At 74.6% G+C, this 22,757-nt stretch carries 10 protein-coding genes; all 10 read left to right on the forward strand.

What is annotated here, in order from left to right; translation table 11 throughout:
• Window positions 1–97 precede the first annotated feature (97 nt).
• The 10 genes from ACFFIA_RS07835 (at window position 98) to ACFFIA_RS07880 (ending at window position 22,734) form a co-directional block, all read left to right on the forward strand.
• A complete protein-coding gene (locus ACFFIA_RS07835) occupies window positions 98–6,391 on the forward strand; it encodes a non-ribosomal peptide synthetase (protein WP_377247716.1) in 6,294 nt (2,097 codons plus the stop codon).
• Entirely contained in the window at window positions 6,391–12,183 is a 5,793-nt protein-coding gene (locus ACFFIA_RS07840) for a non-ribosomal peptide synthetase (RefSeq protein WP_377247719.1), read from the forward strand. The genes ACFFIA_RS07835 and ACFFIA_RS07840 overlap by 1 nt, the downstream gene beginning before the upstream one ends.
• A gap of 71 nt (window positions 12,184–12,254) precedes the next feature.
• Window positions 12,255–13,511 (forward strand): aminotransferase-like domain-containing protein, encoded by a 1,257-nt coding sequence (locus ACFFIA_RS07845; protein WP_377248292.1) that lies wholly within the window; start codon window positions 12,255–12,257, stop codon window positions 13,509–13,511.
• A gap of 58 nt (window positions 13,512–13,569) precedes the next feature.
• Window positions 13,570–14,253: an enoyl-CoA-hydratase DpgB gene (gene dpgB, locus ACFFIA_RS07850; RefSeq protein ID WP_377247722.1), complete on the forward strand. Its 684-nt coding sequence runs from the start codon at window positions 13,570–13,572 to the stop codon at window positions 14,251–14,253.
• A gap of 5 nt (window positions 14,254–14,258) precedes the next feature.
• Window positions 14,259–15,545: a (3,5-dihydroxyphenyl)acetyl-CoA 1,2-dioxygenase DpgC gene (dpgC, locus tag ACFFIA_RS07855; RefSeq protein WP_377247725.1), complete on the forward strand. Its 1,287-nt coding sequence runs from the start codon at window positions 14,259–14,261 to the stop codon at window positions 15,543–15,545.
• Between the two features lie 3 nt (window positions 15,546–15,548).
• Window positions 15,549–16,676 carry a 3,5-dihydroxyphenylacetyl-CoA synthase DpgA gene (gene dpgA / locus ACFFIA_RS07860; RefSeq protein ID WP_377247728.1) on the forward strand — a complete coding sequence of 376 codons (1,128 nt, stop codon included), beginning with the start codon at window positions 15,549–15,551 and terminating at the stop codon, window positions 16,674–16,676.
• The gene (dpgD, locus tag ACFFIA_RS07865; protein WP_377247731.1) at window positions 16,670–17,464 is read left to right on the forward strand and encodes an enoyl-CoA-hydratase DpgD; all 795 of its coding nucleotides are present in this window, start codon (window positions 16,670–16,672) and stop codon (window positions 17,462–17,464) included. The genes dpgA and dpgD overlap by 7 nt, the downstream gene beginning before the upstream one ends.
• Before the next feature lie 112 nt (window positions 17,465–17,576).
• Entirely contained in the window at window positions 17,577–18,944 is a 1,368-nt protein-coding gene (locus ACFFIA_RS07870; RefSeq protein WP_377247734.1) for an MFS transporter, read from the forward strand.
• Complete coding sequence (locus tag ACFFIA_RS07875) at window positions 18,941–21,463, forward strand: non-ribosomal peptide synthetase (protein ID WP_377247737.1); 2,523 nt, start codon at window positions 18,941–18,943, stop codon at window positions 21,461–21,463. The genes ACFFIA_RS07870 and ACFFIA_RS07875 overlap by 4 nt, the downstream gene beginning before the upstream one ends.
• A complete protein-coding gene (locus ACFFIA_RS07880; RefSeq protein ID WP_377247740.1) occupies window positions 21,460–22,734 on the forward strand; it encodes a cytochrome P450 in 1,275 nt (424 codons plus the stop codon). Before ACFFIA_RS07875 ends, ACFFIA_RS07880 begins: the two co-directional genes overlap by 4 nt.
• Window positions 22,735–22,757: the final 23 nt, after the last annotated feature.

Consider the following 22,757-nt stretch of genomic DNA (forward strand, 5'->3'; position numbering starts at 1 on the left):
AGGTCATCCGGGCGATCACCGGTGACCTCGACCCCGCGCGGGCGGCCCCCGGTTCCGGCGACACGACAGGCCCAACGGGGGCTCATAGATTGCGTCCGTGACCACGAGCAGTGTCGAGGACATCTACGAACTCACTCCGCTCCAGCGGGGAATGCTGCTGCACAGCGTGCACGACGGTGCCGCCGACATGTACCTCGGCCAGCACGTGTACACATTGGACGGTCCACTGGACGCGGACGCCCTGGTACGCGCCTGGCAGCTTGTCTTCACCGCGCATCCCGCGCTGCGCACCTCCTTCCACTGGGAGGGCCTGGACAAGCCGCTCCAGGTGGTCCACCGCGACGTGACCCCGGTGGCGCGCCAGCACGACTGGTCCGGCCTCGGCGAGACCGAGCAGCGCGAGCGCCTCGACCGGCTGCTGGCCGACGACCGCGCCCAGGGCTTCGACCTCACCACGCCGCCGCTGCAACGGCTGCACCTGATCCACCTCGGCCCCGACCGGCACGGGCTGGCCTGGTCACACCACCACCTGCTGCTCGACGGCTGGTCGGTGCCGGTCTTCATGAACGAGGTCATGGAGCGCTACCGCGGCCTGACCGTCGGCGGGCCGCCGCCGCCGGCCGCCCCGCCGTACCGCGACTACATCGCCTGGCTGCAACGGCAGGACGTCGCGGCGGCGGAGCGCTTCTGGACCGAGACGCTCGCCGGCTTCACGCCCGCGCACCTGGCGCCGCTGCGCCCCGCCGACCCGCGCGACGGCACCGGCGCCGTCGACCGGCACACCATGACGATCGCGGCCGAGACCGAGCAGGGCCTGCGCGCGGCCGCCGCGCGCCACCGCGTCGCGCTCAGCGCCCTGCTGCACGCCGCGTGGGCGGTCGTGCTGCGCCGCTACACCGGCTCGGACACCGTCTCCTTCGGCGCGGTCACCTCCGGCCGCCCGGCCGAGCTGCCCGAGGTCGACCGGATGGTCGGCCTGTTCGCCAACACGCTGCCGGTACCGGTGACCGTGCCAGAGGAGGGCGACCTCGGCGACTGGCTCCGCGACCTCCAGGCCCGGCACGCCGAGATCCGCCGGTACGAGTTCAGCCCGCTCGCCGACATCAAGAAGTGGGCCGGTACGCCCGGACAGCACCTCTTCGAGAGCCTCGTCGTGCTGGACAACTACGCGCTGACGGTGGCGGCGGGCGGCGACGGCGACGCGCTGACCGGCCGCGCCGAGGTCCTGTACGACAAGGTGAGCGTGCCGCTGTCGCTGATCGTCACGCCGCAGCCGGTATCCGAACTCCAAGTGCTTGTGCACCGGGACCGCTTCGCGGCCGGCTTCGCCGCCGAGCTGCTGGACTGCCTGCGCCCGACGCTCGACGCGCTGGCCCGGGCCGACCGGGTCGAGGAGGTCACCGCCGCCGCCGGCCCCGTGCTCGCGACCGCGCCGGCCACCGCCCCCGCGGCACCGGAGGCCGGGCCGCCCACGCCCCCCGCGACGCCGGAGGAGGAGGCGATCGCCGCGATCTACCGGGACATCCTCGGCGCGGCGGAGGTCGACGTCGAGAAGAGCTTCTTCGAGCTGGGCGGCGACTCGTTCGACGCGGTACGCGCCATCGGCCGCATCGAGGGCGCCACCGTCGCCATGCTCGCCGCGAACCCGAGCGTGCGGGGCCTCGCCCTGGCCCTCGCGACCTCCGCCGCCGACCAGCCGGACGCCGCGCTGGACGACGAGATCGCCGAGCTGGAGCGGCAGGTCGCCGAGCGGGCCGAACTCGAACGGCTGGTGGCTGAGCGGGCCGACCTGGAGCGGCGGCTGGCCGAGAAGCGGGCCGCCAAGGAGCAGCTCGCCCAGGCGCGCACGGTCGTACCGGTGCCGCGGGACGGGTCGCTGGTGTGCACGTTCCAGCAGGAAGCGGCCTGGCTGGTCAAGCGGCTGGACCCGTCGGCGGCGGCGACGTTCCACATCCCGTTCGCGCTGCGGCTGCACGGCGAGCTGGACGTGCCGGCGCTCCAGCGGTCGCTGCGCGCGCTGGTGGAGCGGCACGAAGGGCTGCGGACCCGCTTCGTGGAGGAGGAGGGCCAGCCCCGGCAGGTGATCGACCCGCCGCCGCCGGCGGCGCTGCCGCTGCCCGTCGCCGACATCGCGCCCGGCGAGGTCGAGCGGTGGGCCCTCGACGAGGTGCGCCGGCCGACCGACCTGGAGACCGGCCCGGTGTTTCGCACCGCCCTGGCCCGGGTCACGCGCCGGGACCACGTACTCGTGCTGGTCGTGCACCACATCGTCGCGGACGGCTGGTCGGTGCGCATCCTCGCCGGCGAGCTGTCCCAGCTCTACGCCGCCGAGACCGGCGGGCCACCGGCGCGCCTGCCCGAGCTGCCGATCCAGCCGGCCGACCACGCCGCCTGGCAGCGCGGCTGGCTGAGCGGCGCCGAGCTGGACCGGCAGCTCGGCTACTGGCGCGACCGCCTCGCCGGCCTGCCCACAGTGGACTTCCCCACCGACCGGCCGCGCCCGGCCGATCCCACCGGCGCCGGCGCCGACCTCGCCCGCCGCCTCCCCGACGACCTCGCCGCGACCGCCCGCGCGTACGCCCGGGCCAACCAGGTGTCGCTGCTCGCCGTGCTGCACGCGACCCTGCTCACCGTGCTGTACCGGTACACCGGCGAGACCGACCTGCCGATCGGCTCGGTCTTCTCCGGCCGTACGCGGGCCCAGATCGAGTCGCTGGTCGGCAACTTCGCCAACGCGGTCGTGCTCCGCACAAACCTCGACGGCGACCCCACGTTCACCGACGTCGTGCGCCGATGCCACGACACGGTCCTGGAGGCCACCGCCCACCAGGACATCCCGTTCGGCCTGGTGGTCGACACGCTCCAGCCGGACCGGGTCGCGGGGCGCAGCCCGCTGTACCAGATCGCCATCACCCTGCAACCGAAGGGGACCGCGATCGGCAGCCCTTCGCTCGGCGAGGTCACCACCGAGCTGCTCGACGTCACCGGCGACTACGTGCCCACCGACATCAACTTCGTCATCTACGAGGGCACCGACGGCTCGATGGAGGTGCTGGTGGAGTACGCCACCGAGCTGTCCGACCCGGACCGGATCGACCGGCTGCTCGACCACTACGTCAACGCGCTCGCCAACGGGCTGGCCGCGCCGGAGCGCCCCGCCACCGGGATCGAGATCCTGCCGGCGGCCGAACGGCACCGGCTCCTGCGCACCTGGAACGACACGGCGGTGGCGCGTCCGGCCGAGCCGCTGCACCGGATGGTCGAGGCCGCCGTCGCCGCCGCCCCCGACGCGGTGGCCGTGGTCGACCACGACGGCACCGCGCACACGTACCGGGAGCTGGACGCCGCCGCCAACCGGCTCGCCCACCGGCTCCGGCGGGACGGGGTCGGCCCCGGCGCCCCGGTCGGGATCTGTCTGCGCCGCGGTGCCGACCTGGTCACCGCCCTGCTGGCCACCTGGAAGGCGGGCGGCGGCTACGTGCCGCTCGACCCCGACCTGCCCGCGGACCGGCTGGCGCTCGTGCTCGCCGACGCCGCGCCGGCCACCCTCGTCACGCACGCCGCGTACGCGCCGGCCTTCCCCACGGCGATCCGCCTGGACACCGAGCGGGAGGCGCTGGCCGCCGAGCCGGCCACCGCGCCGGACGGCGGGGCCGCCCTCGACGACCTCGCCTACCTGATCCACACCTCCGGATCCACCGGTACGCCCAAGGGCGTCCGCGTCTCCCACCGCGCCATCCACAACCGGATCGCCTGGATGCAGGAGGCGTACGGGCTGCGGCCGGACGACCGGGTCCTGCAGAAGACGCCGTACAGCTTCGACGTCTCGGTGTGGGAGTTCTTCTGGCCGCTGGTCACCGGTGCGACGATCGTCGTGGCCGCCCCGGGCGGGCACGGCGACCCGGGCTACCTGCACCGCCTGATCGCCAGCCAGGCCGTCACCACCGTCCACTTCGTACCGACCGTGCTGAACGGCTTCCTCGACGCGGCCGAGGGCCCGCTGCCCAGCCTGCGGCGGGTCTTCTGCAGCGGCGAGGCGCTGAGCGCCGGCACCGCCCGGCGCGTGCTCGCGCTCTGGCCCGGCGCCGAGCTGCACAACCTGTACGGGCCGACCGAGGCGTCCGTCGACGTCACCGCCTGGCGCTGCGAGCCGGACGCGCCGACCGTCCCCATCGGACGCCCGATCGCCAACACGCGCGCGTACGTGCTCGACTCCCGCCAGCGACTCATGCCGATCGGGGTTCCCGGGCAGCTCTTCGTCGCCGGCACGGGACTGGCCGACGGCTACCACAACCGGCCCGGGCTGACCGCCCAGTCGTTCGTCGCCGACCCGTACGCCGGCGAGCCGGGCCAGCGCATGTACGCCACCGGCGACCTCGCCCGCTGGCGCTCCGACGGCGCGCTCGAGTTTCTCGGCCGGCGGGACCGCCAGGTCAAGCTCCGCGGCCAGCGCATCGAGCTGGCCGAGGTCGAGCACGTGCTGGTGGGGCACCCCGGCGTGCGCCAGTGCACCGTGGTCGTCCGGGACGGCGACCACCTGGCCGCGTACGTCGTCGGCGACGCGGAGCTGGGCGAGATCCGCCGGTACGCCGCCGAGCGCCTGCCCACGTACATGACGCCGACCGCGTGGGTCAGCCTGCCCGAGCTGCCGACCACGCCGAGCGGCAAGCTGGACACCGCCCGCCTGCCCGAGCCGCCGCGCCCGGCGGCGGACCACGTCCCGCCCCGCACCGACACCGAACGCTGGCTCGCCGAGACCTGGCAGGACCTCCTCGGCGTGGACCGGGTTGGCGCGAGCGACGACTTCTTCGGCCTCGGCGCCAACTCGCTGCACGCGACCCAGCTCACCGCCCGCATCCGCGACCACCTCCACATCGAGCTGGCCCCGCACCACCTTTTCATCAGCTCCGGCCTCGACCAGCTCGCCGCCCTGCTGGACGAGAGCGAGGCGACCCCGCCCGAGGCGCCGATCGCGCCGGTGCCCCGGGACGGCGCGCTGCTCTGCACGTACCAGCAGGAGAGCCTGTGGCTCGTGCAGCAGCTCGACCCCGCGTCGACCGCGTACCACATCGGCTTCGGCACGCGGCTCCACGGCGAGCTGGACGTACCGGCGCTGGAGCGGGCGCTGCACGCGCTGGTGGTGCGGCACGAGGCGCTGCGGACCCGGTTCGTGGCCCAGGACGGGCTGCCCCGGCAGGTCGTCGACCCGCCGCCGGCGGTCTCGGCGCTGCCGGTGACCGAGGTCCCCGCGGACGAGGTCGAGCGGTGGTCCACCGGCGAGATCCGCCGGCCGCTCGACCTCGCCGCCGGCCCGATGTTCCGCACCGCGCTGGGGCGGGTCGGCCCCCAGGAGCACGTCCTGGTCGTGGTCGTCCACCACATCGTCTCCGACGGCCTGTCGGCCCGGATCCTGATCGAGGAGCTGTCCCGGCTGTACGCCGCCGAGACCACCGGCGCCGAGGCGCACCTGCCCGACCTGCCGATCCAGCCGGCCGACCACGCCGCCTGGCAACGCGACCGGCTCAGCGGCGCGGAGCTGGACCGGCAGCTCGACCACTGGCGCGAGCGGCTTGCCGATCTGCCCACAGTGGACTTCCCCACCGACCGGCCCCGCCCGGCCCAGCCGACCGGCGACGGCGCGACCGTCTGGCGCCGCCTCCCCGACGAGCTGGCCGCCACCGCCCGCGCGTACGCCCGGGCGAACCAGGTGTCTTTCCTCGCCGTCCTGCACGCCGCCCTGCTGCCCGTGCTGCACCGGTACACCGGCCAGAGCGACCTGCCGATCGGCTCGGTCTTCTCCGGCCGTACGCGCGCCGAGCTGGAGCCGCTGGTCGGCTACTTCGTCAACGCGGTCGTCCTGCGTACCGGGCTCGACGGCGAGCCCACCTTCGCCGACCTCGTCCGCCGGTGCCACGACACCGTCCTGGACGCCACCGCGCACCAGGACGTCCCCTTCGGCCTCATCGTCGACACGCTCCAGCCGGACCGCACCGCCGGCCGCAACCCCCTCTTCCAGATCGCCCTCTCGCTGCTGCCGGCGCAGGGGGCCGGCGACGGGCCGCGCCTCGGCGACCTGACCGCCGAGCCGGTCGACGCCACCACCGGCCACGCCCGCTTCGACGTCGCCATCAACGTGGACGACGCCCCGGGCGGCGGGCTTGACCTGTCGGTGGAGTACTCCACCGAGCTGTTCGACCGGGACCGCGTCGAACGGCTGATCGACCACTACACCACCGCGCTCGCCCACGGGCTGGCCGAGCCCGGCCGCCCCGCCGCCGACATCGAGATCATGACCGCCGCCGAGCGCCGGCAGATCCTGCACGCCTGGAATCCGGCGCCGCCCGATCCGGTCGCCGACGCCGTCGCCGGCCCGGGCCCGGGAGGCGCGTGATGGTGGACATCGCCGTACCGCGCCCGGCGCACGCCACCGCGCTGCTGCACGAGGTGACCGCCGGGCACGACGCCGACCGGCTCGCGCTGCGGTTTCGCGGCCGGGCCGCCGAGGAGCTGACCTACGGCGAGCTGGAGCGGCGGGCCAACCGGCTCGCCCACGCCCTCAACCGGGCCGGTGTCGGCGCCGGGCACGTGGTCGGCCTGCTGCTCGAACGCGGGCCACACCTGCCGGTGGCGCAGCTCGCCGTGATGAAGGCGGGCGCCGCCTGGACGCCCCTCGACCCCCGGTATCCCGCGGCGCGGCTGGCCTTCCAGGTCGGCGACGCCGCCGCGCCGCTCGTGCTCACCACCACCGACCTGGCCGAGCTGGCCGGCCACGCCCCCGCCGGGACGCCACACTGGTGCCTCGACGAGCCGGCGCACGCCGCCCGGCTGGAGGGCTGCCCGGAGACCGCGCCGGCAAACGACGTCCGCCCGGACGACCCGGCCTACCTGATGTACACCTCCGGCTCCACCGGTACCCCCAAGGGCGTGCTCGTCTCGCACCGCTCCGCCTACGCGTTCTGCCGTGCCGCGGCGGACGTCTTCGCCCTCGGCCCGGCCGACCGGGTCGGGCAGCTCGCCAACCCCGCCTTCGACGGCAGCGTCTTCGACTGCTTCGCGACGCTGCTGGCCGGCGCCACGATGGTCAGCGCGCCGCACGAGACCATCGCCGACCCGGCCGCGTACACGGCGCTGCTGCGCGCGGAGCGGGTCACCTTCTCCTTCGTCCCGCCGGCGATCCTGGCGCTGCTCGACCCGGACGCGCTGGCCGGCAGCGACCTGCGAATCCTCTACAGCGGCGGGGAGACGCTCGGCGCCGAGCAGGTCGGCCGCTGGTCGCGGCCAGGGCTGGAGCTGCACAACACGTACGGCCCGACCGAGACCACCGTCTTCTGCACGCACCACGTCTGCCCGGCCGGCCCGCTGGCCGCCCCGCCGCCGATCGGCGCGCCGCTGGCCCACCAGCGCGCGTACGTGCTCGACCAGCGGCTGCGGCCGGTACCGGTCGGCGTGCCCGGGCAGCTCTTCGTCGCCGGCACCGGCGTCGCGCACGGCTACCACAACCGGCCCGGGCTCACCGCCCAGCGATTCCTCCCCGATCCGTACGGCGAGCCGGGCCGGCGCATGTACGCCACCGGCGACCTGGCCCGGTGGCGCTCGGACGGCGTGCTCGAATACCTCGGCCGGATCGACCGGCAGGTCAAGCTCCGCGGCCAGCGCATCGAACTCGGCGAGATCGAACACGCCCTGACCCAGCACCCCGGCGTCCGCCAGTGCGCGGTCGTGCTCCGCGACGGCAGCTACCTCGCGGCGTACGTCGTCGGCGACGCCGGCCCGGCCGAGATCCGCACGCACCTCGCCGAGCGGCTGCCCACGTACATGCTCCCGGCCGCGTACGTCACGCTGCCCGAGCTGCCGCTGAACCCGAACGGCAAGGTGGACACCGCCCGGCTGCCCGACCCCCGCCCGGCCGCGGTGGAGTACCGCGAGCCCCGCACCGACACCGAACGCTGGCTCGCCGACACCTGGCGGGACCTGCTCGGCGTCGACCGGGTCGGCACCGGCGACACCTTCTTCGACCTCGGCGCCAACTCCCTGCACACCACGCAGCTCACCGCCCGGACGCGCAACCATCTGGAGGTCCAGTTGGACCCGCGGGACCTGTTCGCCAACCCCACCCTGGAACAGCTCGCCACTCGCATCGACGAGGCCCGCGCCACCACGGCCGGCGATCCGCCTCCCGACGCGCCGGAGGAGGAGCTCGACGACGAGATCGCCGCGCTGGAGCGGATGCTGGCCGAGAAGCGGGCCGCGAAGGCCCGGCGCGCCCAGGCGCAGCGGCCCCGGGCCGTCTCCCGGGACGGGAAGCTGCCGTGCACGCTCCAGCAGGAAGGGCTCTGGTTCGTCCAGCAGATGGACCGCTCGTCGCCGGTGTACCACATCGGCTTCGGGCTGCGGCTGCGCGGCGTACCGGTGCGCGCGGCGCTGGAGGGGGCCCTGCACGCCCTCGTACTTCGCCACGAGGCGCTGCGCACGCGGTTCGTCGCCGACGACGGCGTACCCCGGCAGGTGGTGGACCCGGCGCCGGACACGCCGCCGCCACTGTCCACGGTGGACCTCGACGGCGCCGACGTCGAGCGGTGGGTCGCCGACGAGATCGCCCGGCCGATGGACCTCGCCGCCGGGCCGCTCTTCCGGGCCGCGCTGGGCCGGGTCGCGCCCGACGACCACGTGCTCGCGCTCGTGGTGCACCACATCGTGGCCGACGGCTGGTCGGTCGGCCTCCTGGCCGGCGAGCTGTCGCTGCTGTACGGGGCCGCGGTGCGCGGCGTCGACCCAGGGCTCCCGGAGCTGTCGACGCAGCCCGCCGACCACGCCGCCTGGCAGCGCGGCTGGCTCGACGGCGCGGAGCTTTCGCGGCAGCTCGGCTACTGGCGGACGGCGCTGGCCGATCTGCCCACTGTGGACTTCCCGACCGACCGGCCGCGCCCGGCCCAGCCCACCGGCGCCGGCGCCAACCGGCAGCGGCGGCTCCCCGGCGCGCTGTCGACGGTGGCCAGCGCCTACGCCCGTACCCATCGCGTGTCGTTTCTGGCGGTGGTGCAGGCCGCGCTGCTGACCGTGCTGCACCGCTACACCGGCCAGACCGACCTGCCGATCGGCTCGATCTTCTCCGGCCGCACGCGGGCCGAGATCGAGCCGCTGGTCGGCTTCTTCGCCAACACGCTCGTGCTCCGTACCGACGTCGGCGGCGACCCCAGCTTCGCCGAGGTGGTGCGCCGCTGCCACCACAGCGTGCTGGACGCGACCGTGCACCAGGACGTGCCGTTCGGGCTGGTGGTCGAGACCTTGCAGCCGGAGCGGACCGCCGGCCGGAACCCGCTCTTCCAGATCAGCCTCACGCTCCAGCCGGGGCGGGGCGGTGGTGGCGAGGGCCGGCTCGACCTGGGCGGGCTCACCACCGAGTCGGTGAACGTCCCCACCGGCTACGCCCGCTTCGACCTCGGCATCGACCTGGCGGAGAGCCCGGACGGCACGCTCGAGCTGGCCGTCGAGTACTCCACCGAGCTTTTCGACGCCGACCGCATCGACCGGCTGACCGACCACCTCCTCGCCGCGCTCGCCGCCGGGCTCGCCGCGCCGGAGACCGCCATCGCCGAGATCGACCTGCTCTCCCCCGCCGAACGCGAGCGGGTCCTGCGCACCTGGAACCCGCCGCCGGTGCCCCGGGACACCGGACTGCTGCACGAGATGCCCGGCCGGCACGACCCGGACCGCCCGGCCGTGCGGTTCGGCGACGCCGAGCTGACCTACGGCGACCTGGAACGCCGGGCCAACCGGCTGGCCCGGGCGCTGCTCGACGCCGGCGCCGGTACCGGCCGGATCGTGGCCCTGCTGCTGGAACGCGGCCCGCACCTCCCGGTGGCCCAGCTCGCCGTGCTGAAGGCCGGCGCCGCCTGGACCATGCTCGACCCGCAGCTCCCGGCGGCCCGGCTCGCCTTCCAGGTCGCCGACGCGGCGGCGGCGCTCGTGCTGGCCACCACCGACCTGGCCGAGCTGGCCCCGGACGGCCCGCCGCTGTGGCGCCTGGACGAGATGGACCTCGCCGGCCCGGAGACGCCGCCCGAGGTCGAGGTGCGGCCGGACGACCCCGCGTACCTGCTCTACACCTCCGGCTCGACCGGCCGGCCCAAGGGCGTCATGGTGACGCACCGGTCCGTGTACGCCTACTGCCAAAACGCCGTGGAGATCTTCGACATGACCCCGGACGACCGGGTCGTGCAGGTCTCCAATCCCGCCTTCGACGCCAGCATCTTCGAGATCTACGCGGTCTGGCTGGCCGGCGCCACGCTGGTCGGCACGGCGCGGGAGACGGTCACCGACCCGGAGGCGTTCACCGCGCTGCTGCACGCCGAGGCCGTCACGCTCGCCTACCTGCCGCCGGCCATCCTGGGTCTGCTCGACCCGGCCAGGCTCACCGGCAGCGCGCTGCGCGGGGCGTTCAGCGCCGGCGAGGCCCTCCCCACCGAGCAGGCCAACCGGTGGTACCGACCCGGTTTCGCGATGCACAACTCGTACGGGCCGACCGAGACCACGGTCATCTGCACCAACTACCCGCTCCCGGACACGCCCCTGCTCAGCCCGCCACCGATCGGCGCGCCGCTGCCCAACCACCGCACGTACGTGCTCGACAAGCGGCTCCAGCCGGTGCCGATCGGCGTGCCTGGGCACCTCTACGTGGGCGGCAGCGGCGTCACGCTCGGCTACCTGAACCGGCCGGCGCTCACCGCGCAGAGCTTCCTCGCCGACCCGTACGGCGGCGCGCCCGGCGAGCGCATGTACGGCACCGGCGACCTGGTCCGCTGGCGTTCCGACGGGCTGATCGAGTTTCTCGGCCGGATCGACCGGCAGGTCAAGATCCGCGGCCAGCGGGTCGAGCTCGGCGAGATCGAGTACGCGCTGGTGCGGCATCCCCGGATCCGGCAGAGCGCGGTGGTGCTCCGCGGCAGCACGCTCGCCGGGTACATCGTCGGCGACGCCGACCTCGACGAGCTGCGCCGGTTCCTCACCGAGCGGCTGCCCACGTACATGATCCCGACCGCGCTCGTGCCGCTGGCCGAACTGCCGATCACGCCGAACGGCAAGCTCGACACCGCGCGCCTGCCCGACCCGGGCTCGGTGGCGGCCGACTACGTGGCGCCCCGCACCGGCACCGAACGCTGGCTCGCCACCGCCTGGCAGGACCTCCTCGACACCGACCAGATCGGCGCCACCGACAACTTCTTCGACCTCGGCGGCAACTCGCTGCACGCCACGCGGCTCACCGCGCGGGTCCGCGACCAGCTCGGCGTGGAGTTCCATCCGCAGCACCTGTTCACCAACCCCACGCTCGAAGACCTGGCCGCCCGGCTGGACCAGATCCGCGACGACGGCGACACGCGGTCCGACACCGGCGTCGTGACGCTGCGCGCCTCGGGTACGCGGCCGCCGCTGTTCCTGGTGCATCCGGTCGGCGGGGCGGTCACGCCGTACGCGCAGCTCGCCCCGATGCTCGGCGACGACCTGCCGGTACACGCCATCGAGGATCCCGGCCTGCGCGGCGCGGTGCCGGAGGGCGGGCTGGTCGAGCGGGCCCGGCAGTACGTGGAGCTGGTCCGGCGCCTGCGACCGGACGGTCCGTACCACCTCGGCGGCTGGTCGATCGGCGGGATCATCGGGCTGGAGATGGCCCGGCAGCTCACCGAGGCGGGCGCGCGCGTCGACCTCGTCGTGGCGATCGACTCCGGCCTGCCTCGGCAGCGGGAGGAGGTCGGCGATGTCGACGCGCTGGTCGGGTTCGTCCGCGACCTGGCCGGGCGGGCCGGCATCACGGCGCCGGACCTCGACGCGGAGACGTACGGCCGGCTCGACCGGGAGGCGCTGGAGGAGCGCGTGCTGGACGTGCTGGACAAGGCCGGCCTGGCGCCGAGCGGGCTGCGCGACGAGATGCGCGTGCGGATGCGCGTTTACGTCGCCAACATGCGCGCGCTCCACGCGCACGAGCCGCGGGCGTACGGCGGCCGGTTCGTGCTGGTGCGCGCGGCCGAGTGCCTGGCGCCGGCGGAGTTCGAGCGGTGGCCCGCGGTCTCGCCGGACATCGAGTACCGGACCGCGCCCGGCAACCACTTCACGATGGTGCAGCCGCCGCATCTGACCGGCCTCGCCGCCGTCCTGCGTGACGTGCTGTCCGGGACCGGCGACCGGTGACGGTGGCCTCCGGGGCCCGGTTGCGCCTGGGCGACCTGCACGCCAGCGTCGCCGACCCGGTCCTGGACACGATGAACTTCCTCAACGAGGTCACGTTCCGCTACCCCGACGCGATCTCGTTCGCCCCGGGCCGGCCGTACGACGGGTTCTTCGACGTCGAGCAGATGCTCGTCGACATCCGCCGGTACATCGACCACCTGCTCGCCCAGGGCGGCGGGGCGCAGCGGGTCCGCGACGTGCTCTTCCAGTACGGCCCGGCCAGCGGCCAGATCCGCGAGCTGATCGCCGACTGGCTGCGCGCGGACGAGGGCGTGGACGTACCGGCCGGGTCGATCGTCGTCACGGTCGGCGCGCAGGAGGCGATGGTGCTCGCGCTGCGCGTGCTGATCGCCGGGCCGGACGACGTCCTGCTCGTCTCCAGCCCCTGCTACGTGGGGATCACCGGCGCGGCACGCCTGCTCGACATCGAGGTGCGCGCGGTCGAGGAGGGGCCGGACGGGCTGCGCCGCGCCGACCTCGAAGCGGCGGTGGCGGCCGAGCGGGCGCGGGGCCGGCGGCCGCGGGCGCTGTACGTGATTCCCGACCACGCCAACCCCTCCGGCAGCACGATGCCCCTGGCGGCCCGCCGCGAGCTGCTCGACGTCGCCGACCGCCTCGGCCTGCTGGTGCTGGAGGACAGCCCGTACCGGCTGGTCAGCCCCGGCCCACGGCTGCCCACGCTGAAGGCGCTGGACCGGCACCGCGCGGTCGTGCACCTGGGCTCGTTCTCCAAGACGCTCTTCCCCGGGGCCCGGGTCGGGTTCGCCGTCGCCGACCAACTGGTGGAGGACGGCGCGGGCGGCACCGCGTTCCTCGCCGACGCGCTCACCAAGGTCAAGAGCATGATCACGGTGAACACGTCGCCGCTGAGCCAGGCGGCCGTCGCCGGCATGCTCCTCCGCGCCGGCGGCCGTGCGTCCGCGCTCAACGTGGCGACGTCCGCGTACTACGGCGACGCGATGCGCACCACGCTCCGGCACCTCGACGCGGCCTTCCCCGCCCGGCGCCGGACCGCCCTCGGCGTGCGCTGGAACGCGCCGACCGGCGGCTTCTTCCTCGCCGTCTCCGTCCCCTTCGTGGCGGACAACGCCGCGCTGCGCCGCTCGGCGCGGGAGTACGGCGTGATCTGGACCCCGATGTCGTACTTCTATCCCGAGGGCGGCGGGGACACCGGCATCCGGCTGTCGGTCAGCTACCTGAACGAGGCGGAGATCGCCGAAGGGGTCGGCCGGCTGGCCCGGTTCATCGAAGCGGAGATCGCCGATACGCGAGGGAGTGGGTCGCAGTGATGACGACGGTCGTGGTCCGGCCACGCAGCAAGCCCCGCATGTGGGGATGGACGTTCCGATGACGCGGCGGGACGAGTTCGTCGTCAGCGTCGACGGCGAGCGGCCGCTGTCGGCCGAGGCGGTCGCGGTGGTCGCCGCGGCGTGCGACGCGGCCGAGGACGCGTCCCGGTACGGCGCCGCGGACGCCCACGTGGTCGTGCACGTCTCCGGCACGCCCGGGCCGGCCTGGGCCGCCGAGCTGACGGTCGGGCTGGTCAGCAAGTGGGAACGCGCGCTGCGCCGGCTGGAGCGCCTCCCGATGGCCACCGTCGCCGTGGCCACCGGCGACTGCGGCGGCCCGGCGCTGGACGCGCTGCTCGCCACCGACCACCGCGTCGCCGCCACCTCGACCCGCCTGCTGCTGCCGGTCAGCGGCGGCGGCACCTGGCCGGGCATGGCGGTGTACCGGCTCGCCCGCCAGGCCGCGAACGCCGCCGCGATCCGCCGGGCGGTGCTGTTCGGCGTACCGCTGGAGGTCGCCGACGCGCTCGCCGCGCACCTGGTGCACGAGGTGACCGACGACGTGGCCGGCGCGCTCGCCCGCGCGGCCCGGCTCGCCGCCGCGGTCTCCGGCACCGAACTGGCGGTGCGGCGGCAACTGATGTTCGACGCGCCGACGGTCAGCTTCGAGGACGCGCTCGGCGCCCACCTGGCCGCCTGCGACCGGGCGCTGCGCCGGGCGGGCGCCTGGCCGGCGGCGTGACCGGCATGCCGGGAGGTGACCTCGCGGCGGCGCGGGACCGGCTCGCGCGCGCGGCCGGGGAGGTCGAGGCGGTGCTCGACGCCCTGCCCGAGCCGGCCGGCCGGGCACCGGAGCAGGTGGCGACCGCCACCGCCGCCAAGGAGCGGGGGCGGGCGGCCCGCTGGGCGTTCCTGGCCGCGCACGCCGACGCGGTCTACGACGAGCTGACCGCCGGCCGTGCCCGGTCGTTGCGCCTGGCCGCGCTGGTCGAGGCGGCGGCGGTCGCCTTTCCCGGGCTCGTACCGGCGGCGGACCGGCTCGCCGCCGACCGGTCCCGGCCGCAGGCGGAGAAGGAGGGGTACGAGGTCGACCAGGGGATCTTCCTGCGCTTCGTGCTCGACTCCCCGGTGGCCGGGCCGCACCTGGTCGACGCGATGCTCCGCCCCACCGACCGGGCCGCCCGGCTGCTGGCCGACTACCTCCGCACCGGCGCCGCCGACCTCGGCACGGTACGGCTGGCGCGGCGGGACGGCGCCGGCCACCTGACCATGTGCCGGGGCGACCGCCTCAACGCCGAGGACGAGCGGCAGGTCGACGACATGGAGACCGCGGTCGACCTGGTGCTGCTCGACCCGGACGCGCGGGTCGGGCTGATCCGGGGCGGGGAGATGACGCACCCCCGCCACCTCGGCCGCCGCGTCTTCGGCGCCGGAATCGACCTCAGGGCCCTGCACCATGGCCGGATCGGGCTAGTCGACTTCCTCCTGCGCCGCGAACTCGGCTACGTGCACAAGCTCGTCCGCGGCCTGGGTACCGGCGCTGAGGGCTGGCCGCCCGCGACGGTGACCAAGCCCTGGGTGATGGTGGTGGACGGCTTCGCCATCGGCGGCGCGGCGCAGCTGCTGCTGACCGCCGACCACGTCATCGCCTCGGCCGACGCCTACCTCAGCCTGCCCGCCGCCCAGGAGGGGATCGTGCCCGGCGCGGCGAACCTGCGGCTGACCCGGGCCGCCGGCGCCCGCCTCGCCCGGCAGGTCCTCCTCCAGGGGCGGCGGCTGCGCGCGGCCGAGCCGGACGCCCGGCCGCTGGTCGACGAGGTGTGCGAGCCGGGCGAGTTGGACGCCGCCGTGGCCGCGAGCCTGGAGCGCCTGAGCGGCCCGGCGGTGCCGACCAACCGGCACATGCTCGCGCTCGCCGAGGAGCCGCCGGACGCGTTCCGCCGGTACGTCGCCGAGTTCGCGCTCCGCCAGGCGCTCCGGATCCACAGTGCCGACGTCGTCGCCAAGGTCGGCCGCTTCGCCGGGGAGGGGTGAGGGATGTCGCGTACGCACGAGACCCTGGAACGCGTCCGGGAGGTGTCCGCGGCGCGGCCGCCGGCGCCCGCGCCGCGGATCACCGGTGTGGGCACCGCCGTGACCGCCGAGTCGTACTCGCAGCAGGAGGTGCTCGCCCTCTTCGGCATCACCGACCCGAAGGTGCGGTCGGTCTTCCTCAACAGCGCGATCGAGCGGCGCTTCCTCTCCGTCCCGCCGCGCGACGCGAGCGGCGCGATCCAGCCCGAGACGCAGGGAGCGTTGCTGCGCAAGCACGCCCGGCTCGGCGTCGACATGGGCGGCCGGGCGCTGCGCGCCTGCGTGGCCGACGCCGGCGCCGCACTCTCCGATGTGGACTACCTGTGCTGCGTCACCTCCACCGGCTTCCTCACCCCGGGCGTGAGCGCCCTGGTCATCCGGGAGCTGGGCCTCGACCCCGGATGCGGGCGCGTGGACGTGGTCGGGATGGGCTGCAACGCCGGCCTCAACGCGCTCAACGCCACCGCCGCCTGGTCGCGCGCCAACCCCGGCCGCCTCGCGGTACTGCTCTGCGTCGAGGTCTGCTCGGCCGCGTACGTCGTGGACGGGACGATGGGCACCGTCGTGGTGAACAGCCTCTTCGGCGACGGCGCCGCCGCGATCGCGCTGGTCACCCCCGCGCGCGGCGATGGCGGGGAGCATCCGCCGGCGGGTCCGAGCGTGCTCGCGTTCGCCAGCCACATCATCACCGACGCCTTCGACGCGATGCGGTACGACTGGGACGAGGAGCAGGGCAAGTTCAGCTTCCACCTCGACCCGGAGATCCCGTACGTGGTCGGCGCGCACGCCGAGGGGGTCGTCGACCGCCTGCTCGTCGCGGCCGGGCTACGCCGGGGCGGGGTCCGGCACTGGCTGGTCCACTCCGGCGGCAAGAAGGTCATCGACGCCGTACGGGTCAACCTCGGCCTGACCCGGCACGACGTACGGCACACGATCGAGGTGTTGCGCGACTACGGCAACCTCTCCAGCGGCTCGTTCCTCTTCTCGTACCAGCGGCTGCTCCGCGAGGGCGTGGCGGCCGAGGGCGACTACGGCGTGCTGATGACGATGGGTCCGGGCTCCACGATCGAGACCGCGCTGATCCGGTGGTGACCCGGGTCCGCTACCTCAAGAAGGAGCACGTCGCGTACGTGACCCTCGACCGGCCGGCCGTGCTCAACGCGCTCGACCTGCGGACCCACGAGGAGCTGGCCGAGGTCTGGGACGACGTCGAGGCCGACGACGGCGTACGGGTCGCGGTGCTCACCGGCGCCGGCGACCGCGCCTTCTCGGTTGGCCAGGACCTGCGCGAGCGGGCCGCGCTCGACCGGGCCGGCGCGGCGCCCACCACGTTCGGCAGCCGGGGGCAGCCGGGCTGGCCGCGCCTCACCGAGCGCTTCGGTCTCACCAAGCCGGTGCTCGCGCGGGTCAACGGGTACGCGCTGGGCGGCGGCTTCGAACTCGCCCTCGCCTGCGACATCGTGGTGGCGGCGGAGCACGCCGAGTTCGGGCTGCCGGAGGTGCGGCTCGGCCTCGTACCGGGGGCGGGCGGGGCGTTCCGGCTGGCCCGCCAGATCCCGCTGAAGACCGCCATGGGCCACCTGCTCACCGGCCGGCGGATGGGCGCCGCGGCGGCGTACCGGCTCGGCCTGGTCAACGACGTCGTCCCCTACGCCGAGCTGGACGCGTGCGTCGCCGGCTGGACGGACGACCTGGTCCGGGCGGCGCCCCTGGCCGTACGCGCGGTCAAGGAGGCCACGCTCCGCTCGCTGGACATGCCGCTGCCGGAGGCGTTCACGGCGGACCATCCGGCCGAGCGCCGCCGGATGGCCAGCCGCGACGCGGTGGAGGGCCCGCGCGCCTTCGCGGAACGGCGGGAGCCGCGCTGGGAGGGGCGCTGATCCGGCCTCCCTGGTTCGTGTGACAAGACGCTCCCCGAGGCGGGCCCATAGATTCGGTACGCCGCAGCCGAACGGCCGCCGTGCCGTCGACTCACCGACCCGAAGAGGACCCATGGCAGCGCCAACCGCCGGGCTCCGCACGTTCGTGATCCTCTGGTGCGGACAGTTCGTCTCCCTGACCGGATCGTCCGTCTCCGGCTTCGCGCTGGGCGTGTACGCCTACCAGCTCACCGGCTCGGTGACGACGCTCGGGATCGTCTACGCGCTGGCCTACCTGCCGGTGATCCTGGCGTCCCCGTTCACCGGCTCGCTGGTGGACCGGTGGGGCGTCCAGCGCTCGCTCGTGGTGAGCAACATCGGCAACCTGGTGGTGATGCTGACCCTGGCCGGGCTGCTGATCACCGACACGTTCGTCACGTGGCACATCTACGTCCTGGTCGCCGTCATCTCGGTGATCGGGGCGTTGCAGACCCCCGCCTTCGAGGCGTCGGTGCCGCTGCTGGTCCCGAAGCGGCACCTCGGTCGGGCGAACGGCATGCGGATGGTGGCGCTGGCGACGAGCCAGGTGATGGCCCCGGTGGCCGCTGGGTTCCTGCTGATCAGCATCGGCATCGGCGGCATCATCCTGGTCGACTGCGCGTCGTACGCCGTCGCCCTGATCACGCTCGCGCTCATCCGCATCCCGCGCCCCGGCGGGGAGGCGGCCGGGTCGCCCAGCGTGGCGTCGCTGCTGGCCGACTTCGCGGTGGCGTGGCGGTACGTCGTCATGCGCCGCGGGCTGCTCGCGTTGATCTACTTCCTCGGCGCGCTGAACTTCTGCGCCGGCTTCGTCGACCTGCTCTTCACCCCGCTCGTCCTCGCCTTCGAGTCCTCGGACGCGCTCGGCACCGTACTGTCGATCGGTGGCATCGGCATGATCGCGGCGAGCCTGGCGATGAGCGCGTGGGGCGGGCCGCGCCACCGGGTCAACGGCGTGCTCGGCTTCTCGCTCGTACTCGGCGTCGCCACCGTCATCGGCTCGTTCCGGCCGAGCGTCCCGCTGGTCGCCGTCGGCGCGTTCCTCTTCCTCGGCGCGCTGGCCATCGTCGTCGGCAACAACCTGACCATCTGGCAGAGCAAGGTCGAACCCCAGCTGCTGGGCCGCACGATGGCGATGATGAACATGGTCGCGTCGGCCCCCCAGCTCGTCGCCTACGCGCTGGCCGGCGTGACCGCCGACCGCGTGTTCCAGCCGCTGGTCGGCCGCGACGAGGTCCGCTCGCCGGTCGTCGCCGCGCTGGTCGGCGACGGACCCGGCCGTGGCATCGCGCTGCTGCTCATGGTGATGGGCGTACTCATCGTCGTCTGCGTGGTGGTCGGCTACGCGCATCCGCGGCTGCGCCACCTGGAGGACGAGCTGCCGGACGTGACAGGAGAGGAGCCATCCGTGCCCGCTGAGCCCGCGCCGGCGCAGGCCGCCAGTACCCGGTCGGCGCCATGACCACCGTCGAGAACGCGCCCGCTTCCGCCGTCGCCGACCTGGAGTACTGGAAGCGCAAGCTCGGCGGCGACCCGCCCGTGCTGGACCTGCCCAGGGACCGCCCTCGACCGTCCACGATGGACTCGGCCGTGCGCACCGCGCCGCTGCGCGTGGACGCGGCGGCGGTACGCGCGTTCGGCCACCTCGCCCGCGCCGAGCAGACGACGCCCTTCGTCGTGACGCTCGCCGGATACCAGGTCTTCCTCGCCCACCTGAGCCGGCAGCGGGACATCGTGGTGGGGGCGCGGCTGGCCGGCGGCGCGAGCCCCACGCCGCTGCGGACCGCGCTCGACGGCACGCCGACGTTCCGTGAGGTGGTCCGCCGCGTGCGCCAGACGGTACGGGAGGCGGAGGCGCACGGTGCCGGCCCGCTCGACGACCTGGCGGCCGAACTGTGCGTGCCGCGCATCCCCGGCGTCCCGCCGCTCTTCCAGGCCGCGTTCCACCATGGACGGATCGGGGAACGGGCCGGGCGCGTGGACGTGGAGGTCGCGCTCCGCGAGGCCGGAGGCGAGCTGGCCGGTCTGCTCGCCGGCCCGGCGGACCTCTTCGACGAGTCGACCACGACCCGGTACGCCGCCATCCTCCAGCACCTGCTGGGGCGGCTGGCCGCCGCGCCGGACACGCCGGTCTTCGCGCACTCGCCGCTGCCGCCGGGCGAGCGCGAGCGGATCCTGTACGGGCTCAACCGGTACGAGCGTCCCGACATCGCGTACACGACGATGGCCCAGCCCTTCGAGGAGCAGGTCCGCCGTACCCCGGAAGCGGTGGCGCTGGTGAGCGAGGCGGGCAGCCTCACGTACGCCGAGCTGAACGCCCGCGCCAACCAGCTCGCCTGGCACCTGCGCGGAGCGGGGGCCCGGCCGGGGGCGTTCGTCGTGGTCAGCATGGAGCGCGGCCTGGACCTGATGGTGGCGCTGTACGCGGTGGCCAAGAGCGGCGCCGCGTACGTGCCGATCGACCCCGAGCTGCCGGACGCCCGGATGGCCTTCATGCTGGAGGACTCCGCGCCGGTCGCCGTGCTCGTGGACGGACGGGCCCGCGCGCGGGTACCGGCCGGGCCGTGGCAGGTGCTCGCGGTCGACGAGGACGCGGCGCGGTGGGCCGGCGAGCCGGCGCGTGACGTACCGCCGGAGCCCGGCAACCACCTCATCCACATGCTCTACACCTCGGGCACGACGGGCCGTCCCAAGGCGGTGGCGTACCCGGTCGACGGCGCGCTCGCCGACATCTTCTGGCTGCACGGCGCGTACCCCTACCGGCCCGGCGACACGGCGATCCTGAAGACCTCGTACGGCTTCGACGTGTCGATCTGGGAGATCTTCTGGCCGCTCTACCACGGCAGCCGGGTCCTCATCTGCCCGCCGGGCGCGCACCGCGACCCGGCCCGGCTCCGTGACCTCGTCGACGAGTACCAGGTGACCGCCATGTTCATGGTGCCGTCGATGATGCAGCCGTTCTACGACCACACGCCGCCGGGCAGCTGCCCCTCGCTGCGGTGGGTCTTCTGCGGCGGCGAGGCGGTGACGCCCCGGGTCCGCGACGGCTTCCACGAGCGCTTCGCGGCCGCGATCGTCAACTGCTACGGCCCGACCGAGCTGGGCTGCGTGGCCGAGACCGTGCTCCCGGTCGAACCGGACGCGCCGGTGATGGTCGGCCCGCCGCCGGCCCACCGCCGCGCGTACGTACTCGACGACAACCTGGAGCCGGCGCCGGTCGGCGTGCCCGGCGAGCTGTTCGTCGGCGGCGAGGTGGGCATCGCGCAGAGCTACCACCGCCGGCCGGGGCTGACCGCGGAGAAGTTCCTGCCCGACCCGTACGGGCTTCCCGGCGGCCGCATGTACCGCACCGGCGACCTGTGCCGCTACCGCGCCGACGGGGTCCTGGAGCACCTCGGCCGGATCGGGCGGCAGGTGAAGATCCGCGGGATGCGCATCGAGCTGGCCGAGATCGAGGCGGTCCTCGCCGAGCACGAGGACGTCGCCCAGGCCGTGGTCACCGTCGTGCCCGACAAGGGCGGGGAGATCGCCGCCTTCGTGGTGCCGGCGGCCGGGCGGCCGGTCCCGGTGGCGGAGCTGGTCGCGCACGCCCGCCGGCTGCTCCCCGCCCACATGGTGCCGCCGACGCTCACGCTGGTGGGCGAGATCCCGACGTTCGTCCACGGCAAAATCGACTTCGGTACGCTGCTCCGCCTCGAACGCACGCCGGCCGAGCCGCGGGCGGTGGTCGCGCCCCGGGACGGCACCGAGGCCAAGGTGGCCGCCATCTACGCCGAGGTGCTGCGGCGCGACTCGGTGAGCGTCACCGACAGCTTCTTCACGCTCGGCGGGCACTCGCTGCTGGTCTTCACGCTCATCGAGATGTGCGAGGCCGAGTTCGGCGTGACGCTCGCGGTCAAGGACGTGCTGGGCGCGCTCTCCGCACGGCAACTGGCCGCGCTGATCACCACACGCACCGCCACGGGAGGTCGAGCGGCATGACGACGGAGGCCGGGCTCGGCGCGCCGGCGCGCCCCGACGGGACGGTCCACGCGGACGACGTACTGGCCGAGGTGCTCAAGGTCGACCTGGCCGACCCCCGGCTGTACGCGACCGACCGGCCGGAGCGGATCTGGCGGACGATGCGGGGCGCCGGCCTGCCGCTGCGCATGCCCGGGCCGCGGGAGCACTGGGCCGTCACGCGCTACCGGCAGGTCCGCGACGTGCTCGGGCAGAGCCACCTGCTCTCCTCGGAGAGGGGCATGCGGCTGGGCGAGAAGGCGAGCGACGGGCAGGCCGGCGAGGCGGCCGGCGGCATGTCGATGCTGGTCACCGACGACCCGGCACACGGCGAGATGCGCAAGGCGCTGGAGTCGGCGTTCACCCCCCGACAGATGCGCCGCCTCGCCGGCGGCACCGAGGCCCTCGCGCGGCGGCTCGTCGTCGAGGCGGCCGCGCAGCCGTCGGTCGACTTCGTGGCCTCGGTCGCCACGCCGCTGCTCACCACCGTGGCCTGCGACCTGCTCGGCGTACCGGAGAGCGACCGGCCGCACGTGGCCAGCCTGACCAGCACGGCCTTCAGCGGCTCGGGCCACGCCACCGCGTCCGCCACGGCCCAGATCGGCGCGCACACGCAACTGCTCGAGTACTGCGCCGAGCTGATCGCGAGCAAGCGCCGTGCCCCCGGCGACGACGTGGCATCGCTGCTGGCCCAGGCCCGCATGAACGGCCGCCCCATGCCGACCCACATCGCCGTCATGAACTGCCACGACTTCATCCTGGGCGGCAACGCCTCGGCGAGGTTCATCCTCACCTCCATCCCGGTGACGCTGGTACGCCACCGTCCCTTCTGGACAGAGCTGCGCACCGGCCGCGCCGACTTCGACGTCGCCACCGAGGAGCTGCTGCGCTTCGAGGCACCGGTCAACCACCTGATGCGCACGCTCACCGGCGACGTGGAGGTCGAGGGCGTACGGATGCGCGCCGGCGAGCTGGTCACGCTCTGGCTCCGCTCCGCCAACCGCGACGCCGACATCTTCGACGACCCCGACACGATGCGCGCCACCGGACGCCGCCACGCCCACCTCACCTTCGGCCACGGCCCGCACTACTGCATCGCCGCGTACCTGGCCCGCCTGGAGATCCGGTCACTGATCCGCGCACTGGCCGAGGAAGTGGCCGACGCCGAGCTGAGCGCGCCCCCGCGACGCATGGAGTCCAACTTCCTGCGCGGCTACCGGGCCGTGCCGGTCGCCCTGCGTCCGCGCGCCTGACCCTCGCCCCGCACGCCGGCGAC

It is taken from the genome of Phytohabitans kaempferiae (assembly GCF_042433955.1).
Taxonomy (GTDB): Bacteria; Actinomycetota; Actinomycetes; order Mycobacteriales; family Micromonosporaceae; genus Phytohabitans; species Phytohabitans kaempferiae.

Coding starts and splice junctions, on each gene's coding strand:
- ACFFIA_RS07870 (WP_377247734.1), top strand. CDS start 17,577: ATGGCAGCGCCAACCGCCGGGCTCCGCACGTTCGTGATCCTCTGGTGC.
- dpgA (WP_377247728.1), top strand. CDS start 15,549: ATGTCGCGTACGCACGAGACCCTGGAACGCGTCCGGGAGGTGTCCGCG.
- ACFFIA_RS07845 (WP_377248292.1), top strand. CDS start 12,255: ATGAACTTCCTCAACGAGGTCACGTTCCGCTACCCCGACGCGATCTCG.
- dpgB (WP_377247722.1), top strand. CDS start 13,570: ATGACGCGGCGGGACGAGTTCGTCGTCAGCGTCGACGGCGAGCGGCCG.
- ACFFIA_RS07840 (WP_377247719.1), top strand. CDS start 6,391: ATGGTGGACATCGCCGTACCGCGCCCGGCGCACGCCACCGCGCTGCTG.
- ACFFIA_RS07880 (WP_377247740.1), top strand. CDS start 21,460: ATGACGACGGAGGCCGGGCTCGGCGCGCCGGCGCGCCCCGACGGGACG.
- ACFFIA_RS07875 (WP_377247737.1), top strand. CDS start 18,941: ATGACCACCGTCGAGAACGCGCCCGCTTCCGCCGTCGCCGACCTGGAG.
- dpgC (WP_377247725.1), top strand. CDS start 14,259: ATGCCGGGAGGTGACCTCGCGGCGGCGCGGGACCGGCTCGCGCGCGCG.